The organism is Jiulongibacter sp. NS-SX5, from assembly GCF_052828545.1.
The window spans coordinates 3,164,205-3,176,647 of the sequence record NZ_CM128248.1; the positions used below are offsets into that span (position 1 = coordinate 3,164,205).

Consider the following 12,443-nt stretch of genomic DNA (forward strand, 5'->3'; position numbering starts at 1 on the left):
TTGATAAACATCCGTTGGTGGCTCTGATCTACCAACGGATTTTCTGTATACCATAAAATCGAATTGTTAAAAAGATAGCTGCTATAGTAAGTCCACTTAGCAAACCGTACCAAATTCCTTTTGGCCCTATTTCAAATGTAAAGGTTAAAAGATAACCTAATGGTAATGAAATTACCCAGTAAGCTATAAATGTTATTATGGCTGGTATTTTAACGTCTGAGATTCCCCTTAAATTTCCTAAGGCCACAGCTTGTATTCCATCTGAAAGCTGAAATACTGCTGCAATGACCAGTAGACCAGATGCAATCTCTATAACTGAAGGATCATCAATATAAAAACCAATGAGGGTTTTCTTAAATAGAAGAATGGCGAGCATGGTAATGCTCATAAATATGAATACAAGGATGTAAGCCGTATTTGCTGAAAGTCTAATTCTTTGAAAGTTTTCAAGTCCTAGGGCATCTCCAACCCTAATGCTTCCTGCATATGCTATTCCGGTGGCCATCATATATGTAGTTGCTGCAATATTTATGGCAATTTGATGAGCGGCCATGGCAGTTTCTCCTAACCAGCCCATCATAATAAGAGCAGCAGAAAATGCACCTATTTCAAAGAAAAACTGGAGACCTCCCGGAATACATAGCTTGAATAATTTTAAAGTTTCCTGAGTAAGATTACTCATCTCTGTTTTGACCTTATTCCATAATTGTCTTTGGTTAAAATAAACCAGAACTATAAGAAGCATGGCAACGCGAACGCCTAATGTAGAATAAGCGGCACCATTAAGTCCAATTACTTTTATAAGGATAGAATTGAGGATAATATTTAGCAGCAATGCCGCAAAAGTAATATACATGGAGACCTTAGGCTTACTGAGTCCATCAAGTACTTGTTTATGTGTCAAGAAATAGAATAAGGGAACTTTGGCGATGCTGATTATAAGATAAAATGGTGTTGCCAGAGATGTTATAACTTCCGTTTGTTGTAAAACTTGAAAATTGAAATATAAAATGGCAGTCACGAAAAGAAAGAGAAGTACTAACCAATGTGTCGTTTTTATTCCGGATAGGTAGGTTCTTTCTAAATTATAATCATCTTTTAACGCATGGTATTTAGCAATGATAGGACTAATAACTGATAGACCGCCTACCGCTATTGATGAAAATAGAAAGCTAACTGAATGAGCTAGACCTGATGCCGCGAGAGGCTCCGGTCCCAGCATTCTCCCTATCATTATATTATCCGATACTCCCATTAGAACCACGCCTAGTTGAGCAGATACAATTGGGATTGCCAATTGGAGAGTTTTAAATGCTTCCAATCGGTATCGTAACAGACCAATTTTTGACATCCTAGACTTTTTGGAGTTCGAAGATCGTAATCTCAGGAAGTATACCGAGTCTTCCAGGATAGCCTAGATAGCCATATCCTCTGTTGACGTATAGTTGCTGATTGCCTTCTTGATATAGGCCTGCCCATTCTTTATATCGCCATTGCACCGGACTCCATTTAATAGGCCCAACTTCTACACCATATTGCATTCCATGGGTATGTCCGGCAAATGAAACATCTACTTGAGATTGGCCTAGAACCTGTGCTCTCCAATGTGAAGGATCATGAGAAAGTAATAGTTTAACCGGAAGGTCATCGGTGTTTGTCAAAGCTTTTTTCAAATCTCCATATTGATGAAAACCTTGTCCCCAATTCTGAATTCCTACGATACCGATTTCTTCACCTTCTACTTTAAGTCTTTTGTGTTCATCCATCATGAGATTCCATCCCATTAACTTATGACCCTCTTTTAAGGTCTCAAGATTGAGTTGCTTTTCTTGAGGTGATGACCAACTAGTGTAGTCTCCGTAATCATGGTTTCCCAAGGTTGAATATACTCCGAGAGGAGCCTGTATTCTTTTAAATACGTCAAAATAATCGCTTAGTTCTTCTGCTTTATTGTTGACCAAGTCGCCTGTAAAAAAAACTAAATCTGGTTTTTCTCCTAACAGCATATCAATACCTCCAGAAACAGCTGTTTTATTAAAAAAACTACCACTGTGGATATCAGATATTTGAGCGAGTTTCAATCCATGAAATTTTTGAGGGAGATTATTTAGTTTTAAAGGTACTCTTCTAATTCTATAATCATGAGCTCCGGAAATAATGCCATAACTCATGGCTCCGATGTGGGCTGCTCCCAGTGTTAGAGCTGTTTTAGTGATGAACTCTGAACGTGTAATTTTTGAACTATTATCTACTGTAGTTTCTGGAGTACTATCAATTTTAGAAAGCAAATAATGATAGCCGGCTTTTACGTACTTGATGATATCACCAACTATTAATAAGGCTGCAGTAAGGAGCTTTGAGAGATATATGATAAATATGAACGATGCAAGGAAATTGCGGAGCTTAAACGGAAGCCTATCGTTTAGTACAAAAAAGGTAAGTACAAAAATTAGGATACAGACTATAGGTACGGCCCAGTAAATAATTGCTGTCGTTCTTTGAGCTGATGCGGACCAAGCTTTTGTTAATTGACGAATGGCGGCATATATGTATACATCTGCTAATACAAAAAGTCCTAAAAAAAGGGTGATGAACAGGCTACGACCCATGTGTACTATTTTATGTCCTTATTAACCTTTGTTTTGTGTTTTATGTTCAATTCAAAACAAAAAGAGCGACCAATTGGTCGCTCTTTTTTGTAAGACTTAAATCTTTATCTTAGTTAACATCCCACCACAGCTTAGAGCTGATGTCGTTGATGTTAGTAGTTACTGCGTCTAATTGGCTACCATTGTTGGTATCCTCAGAGATTGGGTAAGGAAGTCTTGTAGGGATTGTTGGATTAGCTGCAGCAGCTGGAACAGCTAATACAGGATAATCTAATCTTCTCCATTCAGCCCATCCTTGAACACCGTTTGCGTAGAACGCAATCCACTTCTGCATACCTAGAGACTCTTTCCAGTTAGCAGAATCGTAAGGATGTGCAGCTACGTAGTCAGCGATACCGTCAGTGATACCCCAGTAGTTCATTGAAGCTTCGATACCAGCAGCGTAAGCAGCAGCAGCATCACCTGAAAGGTAACCTCTTTCAATTGCCTCAGCAGTTAAGAAGTAAACTTCAGCAGCATCAATAATTACGTGAGGAGCATCCGGAGATCTTACCAGGTCAGATGGTCTTGAAGTTACACTCTTAAGAGCGAAAGCTTCAGCATCAGTTAGACCATAAGGAAGACCTCTGATAATACCTTCAGCGTTAACTTTAGCATATACAGCTAGTCTAGGATCACCTTCAAGGTTATCAACTAATACATCAGAAACTGCAAAGTCATCTCTGTTATTGATAGCCATATCAATCCATAATGGATTAGATAGGGTTGGATCTGATCCGTCAAAAGAGAATATTGCGTTTTCACTATTATCAGTGATTACACCGTAACCAGCAGCTTTTTGCACGTACTGTGCAGCTAGACCGTTGTCAACATCAGCAACTCTCATTGCCATTCTCATTAGAAGAGAAGCACCAGCTTTCTTCCAAGAAGTTACATCACCGTTATAGATGATATCGCCACTAGAGAAAGAAGAAGAACTTGCGTTCAGGCTAGATACTGCAGCGTCTACTGTAGCTAGTAAGTCAGCATAAATAGCACTTTGAGAATCATAAGAAGGATTCGGGAAATCTGTGCTTATCGCTTCAGTGTAAGGAATATCACCCCACATATCTGTCATCGTATGGAACGCGTCAGAAATGATGATATCCAAAATAGCTAGCTGATTCGTTTTAATCGGACCAGGTACGTTCTCATCAGCTTCGATAAGTCTCTGAGCTGTTTTCAATTCATTTAACACACCAGTGTAGAATGAACTCCAAGTACCGTCAAAAGATGATGACGTTGCTACGTATCTTGAATCTTCAGCGTACTCATTTTGAGACCACTGTTGAGTCATTAAAAGACCCCACTCACCGTTAAGACCACGGCCGTGAACTGTATTGTACAAAGCATATTCACCTTGAGTTACCAGGTTTGAAGCTGGAACTGAAGTTGGGCTGTTCGGGTCAATGTTGATCTCTGTTAAGTCATCACAACCAACCATGGTTGCAGAAACCAGAGCCGCAGACAATAGCCACTTATTTTTAAATATTGATTTCATTATTAAGTTTCTGTTAGTTGATTAAAGTTTGAATGAAACGTTAAATCCAAGAGAACGAGTTGGAGGAACTTGTGCGTTCTCAAGACCTTGTCTGTTACCAGTACCAGTGATCACTTGAGGATCTAGGTAAGGAACTTTAGAGTGTAATAGAGCAAGGTTTCTACCTAATACGCTAAACGTAAGGTCTCTGATGAATGCATTCTTAAGAACCTTGTTAGGTACTGTATATGCAAGTCTCAATTCTCTTAGTTTCACGAAGTCAGTGCTGAATACGTTAGGAGCAGCTCTGTTCCAGTAAACTTGGTAGTAGTACTGAGGATCGATAGCGATATCGTTAGGAGTACCGTCTTCTTTAACACCTTCTAATACCATTCCATTTTCACGGATACCAGTTTGACCTTGGTATTCTACAGTTTCAGGGTGCATACCAGAGTACTTAGACCACTGGAGTGAAGTAGAGTGCATGATACCACCAAATTGGTAATCAAATAGACCGCTTAGTCTTAGGTTTTTGTAAGCAAAGCTTGTGTTAAAGCCACCAACGTAGTCTGCAAGAGCAGAACCTAAATAAACTCTATCAGAAGTGAATAAGTAAGCACCGTTTTCACCAACAACTCTGTTACCGTTGTCATCATATACATAATCCTGACCAAATAGAGCCATGTACTTAACACCTTGTTGAACACGAAGGTCAGCAGCCCAAGTAGCTCCCAAGTTGATACTTTCTACACCATCTGCAAGAGAAACAACTTCGTTATTAAGTTTCGTGAAGTTGAATCCTAAGTCCCAGCTAAAGTCCTTAGTTTCAACAGGAGTAGCACTCAATGTCAATTCAAGACCAGAGTTTCTCATTTCACCGGCGTTCAATAATCTTGAAGTATAACCAGTGGCAGAAGAAGAAGGTACGTTGAAGATTTGATCAACAGTTGATCTGTCAAAGTATGCAACGTCAATACCTAATCTATTGCTTAGGAATTTCGCTTCCAAACCAAATTCAACCTCTGTAGTAAACTCAGGCTTCAAGTTTGGATTGTTTTGAGAGTTAGGCACTGCATAACGTGGTAGTCCGGCAAAGTTTGGAGTTTGCGGAGAGAATACGTCAGCTAGACGGTAAGTGTCAGCATCGTTACCAGCGTTTGCATATGAAGCTCTAACTTTCAAGAAAGATACTTTGTTGTAGTTCAAACCTAATAGGTCAGAAAGAACAGCACTTGCCGTTACAGCAGGGTAGAAGTAACTGTTAGCTCCGGCAGGAAGTGTTGAAGACCAGTCGTTACGAGCTGTAAGGTCTACATATAACCAATCATCATATCCGAATGAAGCAGAACCGAACACACTATTGATACCCCAGTTACTTTCATATGTAGTAATGATAGGAGCAGCTGAACTGTTTGATAAGTTATAGAAACCATCAAGAAGTAGACCACCGTTAGTAGAGATAGTCGTAGATCTGTTAGATTGTCTCATTCTGTTACCACCAACAAATGCTAATACAGAGAACTTATCATTGATTTGCTTGTCGTAGGTAATTCTTGCTTCCATGTTTGTTTCACCGAAGCTAATGTTACGCTCTTGGTAAAGAGAAGTCTCAACAGACTCATCAGGAATACCAGCTATATCGAATGTGTTGTAGAAGTCAGTACCAATTCTAGCTGAAGCACTGAAACCACCACCGATATTATAATTGATGTTAGCACCACCTAGTAATCTTTTTCTAGTATCTTCCTGTAAGTAGTTTTCTCTAGCCCAGAAAGGGTTATCGAAGTAGTTTGGAGTTGGGTCGTATCTTAGAAGGTTGTTATTACCATCTAGTACAAGACCTTTAGAGTTCCAAGTATATTGAGAACCATCAACCATTGTTGAGTTTCTTAATCTATCTACGTCAAGTTGAGTTTGCCACCACTGAGTGAACGCTTGCATAGGGTTACCGTTGTTGTAACCTGTAATGTTACGGCCTTTACCATTCGTTTGAATGTAGCTACCGTTCATTTCTACTGTAAGTTTCGGAGAAAGGTTGTAACCACTTTTCACAGTGAAAGTGTTACGATCTAAGAAACCATTAGGCATTGTACCAGTACCGTCAAGGTTTGTGTAACCTAATCTGAAGTTACCTTTATCATTAGCACCTGTTAGAGCAAGGTTTGTAGTACGAGTAACACCAGTTTGGAAGTAGTTATCGTAAGGAACAGAAGGAGCTGTCCATGGTCTTGTCTCTTTGTAGTTAGATGCGTTAGGATCCCAAGAATCCCAGTGTCTTACAAGTTTGCTAGCGTCGTACGCTGGACCCCAAGCACCATCTTTACCGTAAGCCGGAGCCAAGTATTGAGTGCCATCCTGAGTGAATTCGTAGAATCCAGAAGGAGTACTAGCGATATCACCACCACCATATTGTTGTTGGTGAGGAATTAAGTTTCTTACTTGGTCATAGTTCATTTGGTTAGAAACCTCTACACCAATACCTTTTCCTTTACCACCATTTTTAGTAGTAATCTGGATTACACCGTTTGCACCTCTTTGACCGTAAAGAGCAGTTGCAGCAGCACCTTTCAATACAGTTACGTTTGCGATACTTTCAGGGTCAATATCCTGAGCAGCGTTACCATAGTCATAAGCCACAGCACCACCAAAACCACGTTGCTGTCCTGAGCTAGTTAAACTGTTGTTACTGATTGGAATACCATCAACAACGAATAATGGTTGGTTGTTACCTAGGAATGAGTTCGAACCTCTAATGGTAATTCTTGATGAACCACCTAGAGATGAAGGAGCACCCTGGATCTGCACACCTGCGATTCTACCAGATAGTGCGTTAACAATGTTTGTTTCTTTTGCCTGACTAACGTCATCTCCGCCGATGTTCGTCACAGCATAACCAAGGCTTTTTGCTTCTCTAGAAACACCAAGGGCTGTTACCACAACTTCAGAAAGTTGGCTAGCGTCAGAAAGCATCGATACATTGATCACAGATTGATTGCCAACTTCCACACTCTGAGTTTGCATACCCACAAATGAGAAAACAAGCACATCACCCTTAGATGCGTTTAAGGCGTAAGCACCTTCAGCGTCCGTTGAGGTACCTTGAGTTGTACCTTGAATTGCGATTGAAACACCTGGCAGACTAAGTCCGTCATCTGCTGATGTTACTTTTCCTGTTACCTGCACAGATTGTGAGTAGCCGACAAGGCCTAACAATACCATGCTGAAGGTTAGTAGAAAATTCTTCATACAGTTTGTTTTTAAAGGTTTTTAATTGTTTAGAAGATTCGAATTTAAAAAATGTTAAATAAGTCGGTGTTGAAATCTCAAAAATGTTCTATTGATCTTAGAATAGTGCAATGATATGTAGGAAAAAGGAAAGAGTATGTATGCATACTGACTAAGTATGCCGCAAAATAATAGCTTGCTATTTGGGTGCCTGCTTTAGAATTATTTTGTTAAGTAGGGAAGGTAAAAAACGTTTAAGATATACGCCTAAAATTTCCTTACCTCCAATGTAAACTTCAGCTTTATTTCTTGTGATTGCAGTGTATATTTTTTGTGCACATTTCTCCACACTCATCCCTTGAAGCTGATTATTGTCCATTTTGCCATATTTGGAGCCATCTGAAGATAGGGCATTCTTAGAAATGTCAGTATTTATGTAGCCCGGGCAAATTACGCTTACCCCTATATTACTTGAATATACCTCAGCCCTGAGAGCATCAAAAAATCCATGGAGTCCAAATTTTGCGGCCGCATAACCAGACCTGCCCGGTGTAGCTACTTTGCCGGCAACACTACTGGTCACAGCTATGTTACCTGTTTTTCTAGAAATCATATGTGGCAGAACTGCTTTGGTAAGTGCAATTACACTTAAAAGGTCCAGCTTAATGATTCTTTCATATACACTGAGGTCTGTATCAAGGACGAAGCTTCTTTGAGAAATACCTGCGTTATTATATAGGATGTCGATTTGACCGAAATGCTGAAGAACCTGGTTTGTCTTGGACGCAAAACTATCCATGTCTTCCATATCCATTGGAAGGACCAGAACTTCTTCAGGGTTTAAACCAGTGTTTGCTTTTACGCGGTTAAGCTCACTTTCTCTTCTGGCTGAAAGTACCAATCTGTAGCCTTTAGAGGCGAATTGATATGCAGTGGCCTCTCCAATTCCTGAAGAGGCCCCCGTTATCCAAATAACTTTTTTGGTATTTGACATATTTTCTAGTCTACTAAAACTGCATTACCGCTAGCCACATCTTCTTCTACATGCTTGTATTTGACATCTCGTTTTACAGAGCCATCTCTATATTGTACGCTGACACGCTGGTTTCTATTTGCAACCTTTTGTGATTTAGCAGGTGTAACCGGGGCAGAGCCGCCTTCCGAGTCACCTTCTTTTCTATTGGTAGAAAGTTTAGGCTTGTCATCTTTTGGTGGGGCTACCTGCTGGAAACGCATTTCCACAATTCCTGCTTTCATTAAGAAAGAAACCATTTCGGCATTTACTTTAGTTAGGAAATTCTGGAATAATTCCACCGCTTCAAACTTGTAGATCAATAATGGATCTTTCTGTTCGTAAGATGCATTCTGTACAGATTGCTTCAGGTCATCCATATCTCGAAGGTGTTCTTTCCATTGCTGGTCAATAACTCCTAGTGATATCGATTTCTCCATTTCTTTGATAAGGTCTTTGCCGTTTGAATCAACTGTCTTTTGCATATCGCAGAAAACACCAATGTTCTTGGTGCCATCACCAACCACGGCCATGAATGGCTCGTTTTTAAGGGCATTTCTGTCAGCAAGAACTTTGTTCAGAACCGGGATGGTTTTCTCAACAAGAGCCTTGTTCTTTTGATCATAATGGGCTTGAGCCAAATCATAGAATTTTGACTCTAAATGGGCTCCACCTTTGGCAAATTCTTCCGGGCTAATTTCTGGTTTAAAACCTAAGTTTTGCATTGAGCGTAGCTCAAACTCGTCATAATTATTTCCAGCATTAGCCAAAACAGAATGGCAAGTATCATATAAAACGTTAGCAATGTCCAGGCTAAGGCGGTCTCCATAAAGGGCATTTTTACGTCTCTTATATATGGTATCACGCTGCACATTCATCACATCATCATATTCGATGAGTCGCTTACGCATGCCGAAGTTGTTTTCTTCAACTTTTCTTTGAGCTCTCTCGATAGAGTTGGTAATCATGGAGTGCTGAATTACTTCACCTTCTTCCATGCCCAATCTATCCATTATTTTGGCCGTACGGTCAGAGAAGAATAATCGCATAAGGCTATCCTCCAAACTCACAAAGAATTGAGAAGAACCCGGGTCTCCTTGTCTACCAGCTCTACCTCTTAGCTGTCTGTCTACACGTCTTGATTCATGACGCTCAGTACCTATAATGGCTAAGCCACCAGCTTGCTTACTTTCAGGTGTAAGTTTAATATCAGTACCTCTACCAGCCATGTTGGTGGCAATAGTTACGGCTCCTGGCTTTCCGGCTTCGGCCACGATATCAGCCTCACGAGCGTGTTGTTTGGCGTTTAGTACTTGGTGTTGAATTTTTCGGATGCTCAACATCTTACTGATGATCTCCGAGTTTTCTACAGAAGTAGTACCAACCAGAACAGGTCTGCCGGCCTGTGTCAATACATTCACCTCTTCGGCTACTGCATTGTATTTCTCACGAACTGTTTTGTAAACTTTATCTTCTAGGTCTTCACGAACCACCGGTCGGTTGGTAGGAATAGACATTACGTCTAATTTGTAGATTTTCCAGAATTCACCAGCTTCGGTTTCGGCAGTACCCGTCATACCTGCTAGTTTATGGTACATTCTGAAGTAATTCTGAAGCGTAATAGTAGCGTAGGTTTGAGTTGAGTCCTCAATCTTCACATTCTCCTTAGCCTCTACAGCCTGGTGCAGACCATCAGACCATCTTCTGCCATCCATTACACGGCCGGTCTGTTCATCTACAATCTTTACTTTACCATCGATGATCACATAATCAACGTCTTTTTCAAACAGACAGTAAGATTTCAGAAGTTGATTGACGGCATGAATACGCTCAGCTTTAGTAGCGTAGTCTCTGATAAGCTCGTCTTTCTTTAGGATTTTGTCCTGCTCAGATAGTTCCGTAGATTTTTCTATCTGATCCATATCAATGGAAAGGTCCGGCATCACAAAGAAGTTTTGATCTTCATCTTGCCCTGTAAGGAAGTCAATACCTTTATCTGTTAACTCAATGGAGTTGTTTTTCTCATCAATAGTATAGTACAAAGGCTCATCTGCCTGAGGCATGAGCTTATTGTTTTCTGCAATATAAATGGCCTCTGTTTCTAATAAAGTCTTTTTGATGCCCGTTTCTGAGAGGTATTTGATCAGTGGTTTTGCCTTTGGCATACCTCTGTATGCTCTGAATAGTGAAAGTCCACCATCTTTAGTGTCACCTGCCTTAATGAGCTTTTTGGCTTCGTTCAGATAATTGTTGGTCATGTTTTTCTGAACCTCAACGATCTGAGCTATTCTAGGCTTTAGCGAGTTATAAAGGGCTTCATCTCCCTTTTTGGCCATAGGTCCACTAATAATCAGTGGTGTACGAGCGTCATCAATTAACACAGAATCCACCTCATCTATCATGGCGAAGTGGTGTTTTCTTTGAACCAACTCTTTCGGGTTAGTTACCATGTTATCTCGCAGGTAGTCGAAACCATATTCATTATTGGTTCCATAACAGATGTCTGCGTTATATGCGGCACGTCTGGCTTCTGAGTTTGCCGGATATTTATCAATACAGTCACAAGTAAGACCATGGAACTCAAATATTGGTGCCATCCACTCTGAGTCACGTCTTGCCAGGTAGTCATTCACCGTCACCAAGTGTACTCCTTTGCCAGCAATGGCATTTAAGAATGCTGGGAAAGTAGCCACAAGTGTTTTACCTTCACCTGTTTGCATTTCGGCAATTTTCCCTTTGTGCAGTGCTGCACCACCAATGATCTGAACATCATAATGAAGCATGTCCCACTTAATAAGGTTGCCTGCCGCTTCCCACTCACTGTTCCAGATGGCTTTATCTCCGTCAATAGTGATATGCCCTTTCTTCATGGCCAGCTCACGGTCAAGGTGAGAAGCAGTAACTGTCAAAGAGTCATTGTCTTTAAATCTCCTGGCGGTTTCTTTTACAATACCGAAGGCCTTCGGAAGTATTTCAATCAAAACACCTTCAAGCTCTTCGTCCTCTTGCTCAGTTAACTCATCTATTTGTTTGAAGATGGCTTCTTTATCATCGATAGACAGTGACTCGTCTGACTCTGCTCTCTCCTTTAATTCCTCAATCTGGGCAGTGATAGATTGTAAAGAGCTTTTGATGTATTCTTTAAGTTCAGTGGTTTTAGCTCTGAATTCGTCGTTTGATAAAGTCTGTAATTTCTCAAACTCTTCATTTGTAGCGTTTACAAATGGAGTCAATTCTTTGATATCTCTATCTGACTTTGTTCCGAAAACCTTCGAAATTCCTTTGGTTATAAAGTCTAACATTTATTTGAATCTAGTTCTTTTCAATCTTTTGCGAATGCAAATTTACTTATTTACTCCTTTCTGAGTACAACAATGATGCTCTAATTGAAAAACGGTCAAAATGGCTACCTTTTTGATTTGTAAGCCTGATTTACGGCAGGATTTGCTTGATTTACTCAAACTCCAGACTGACTTTCTTTCCACTTATGTTTTCAAAAATAGGAATGAGCATGTTTCGGGCATTATCTTCTGTCTGCTTTAGAATACCAGACTGTATGGCGGTTTCTTTTAACTTCAATTCGGCAGATTTATAGGCTTCTTCTAGCAATAAGGCTTCATTCATGAAGGCGTATTGCGTATCATAAATGGTTGACTTTGAATGGTCAATCTTATATTGACATAAAAAGGGTTTTGGTAACTTTATGAACACATACTCATTAGTGACCTCAATGTTATTATCCTGAATTTTAGTAAGATTAACGCATCCGGTAGCCTCACCGTATACAATGAGAAGTGCACGAGGGTCAGGTAGGTAATCTCTGGTGATTTTCTGGTCTAATATGTCCTTATAGTAATAGCTAACCAGCTCCAGGTTTCCCAGAGTTTTTGTTTTCTCCAGAATGAGGGAATGGGTGGTTTCGATGGTCTTTACACCAAAAGGATTTTTTAACATACCTTTGACATAAGAAAAGGCGAAAAACGAGCCCATACAGATGACAATGATGATTAAAATTCTATTTATGATTTTAGTCATATAAAAAATTTTCTTTGGGTAATCTGAGTAAACTTAAAATCCA

The 12,443-nt window shown here is 40.0% G+C and carries 7 protein-coding genes; all 7 read right to left on the reverse strand.

Features of this window, described 5'->3' with window-relative positions; all coding sequences use genetic code 11:
• Positions 1–28: 28 nt before the first annotated feature.
• A complete protein-coding gene (locus ACUXV0_RS14005) occupies positions 29–1,351 on the reverse strand; it encodes an MATE family efflux transporter (protein ID WP_446190185.1) in 1,323 nt (440 codons plus the stop codon).
• Position 1,352: 1 nt separating this feature from the next.
• A complete protein-coding gene (locus tag ACUXV0_RS14010; protein ID WP_446190186.1) occupies positions 1,353–2,609 on the reverse strand; it encodes a metallophosphoesterase in 1,257 nt (418 codons plus the stop codon).
• A gap of 109 nt (positions 2,610–2,718) precedes the next feature.
• The gene (locus ACUXV0_RS14015) at positions 2,719–4,149 is read right to left on the reverse strand and encodes a SusD/RagB family nutrient-binding outer membrane lipoprotein (protein WP_446190187.1); all 1,431 of its coding nucleotides are present in this window, start codon (positions 4,147–4,149) and stop codon (positions 2,719–2,721) included.
• A gap of 21 nt (positions 4,150–4,170) precedes the next feature.
• On the reverse strand, positions 4,171–7,374 hold the full coding sequence (locus ACUXV0_RS14020) for a SusC/RagA family TonB-linked outer membrane protein (protein WP_446190188.1): 3,204 nt from the start codon (positions 7,372–7,374) through the stop codon (positions 4,171–4,173).
• A gap of 178 nt (positions 7,375–7,552) precedes the next feature.
• Entirely contained in the window at positions 7,553–8,347 is a 795-nt protein-coding gene (locus ACUXV0_RS14025; RefSeq protein ID WP_446190189.1) for an SDR family oxidoreductase, read from the reverse strand.
• Between the two features lie 5 nt (positions 8,348–8,352).
• Positions 8,353–11,667: a preprotein translocase subunit SecA gene (secA, locus tag ACUXV0_RS14030; protein ID WP_446190190.1), complete on the reverse strand. Its 3,315-nt coding sequence runs from the start codon at positions 11,665–11,667 to the stop codon at positions 8,353–8,355.
• A gap of 151 nt (positions 11,668–11,818) precedes the next feature.
• Complete coding sequence (locus ACUXV0_RS14035; RefSeq protein WP_446190191.1) at positions 11,819–12,400, reverse strand: DUF4230 domain-containing protein; 582 nt, start codon at positions 12,398–12,400, stop codon at positions 11,819–11,821.
• Between the last annotated feature and the right edge of the window lie 43 nt (positions 12,401–12,443).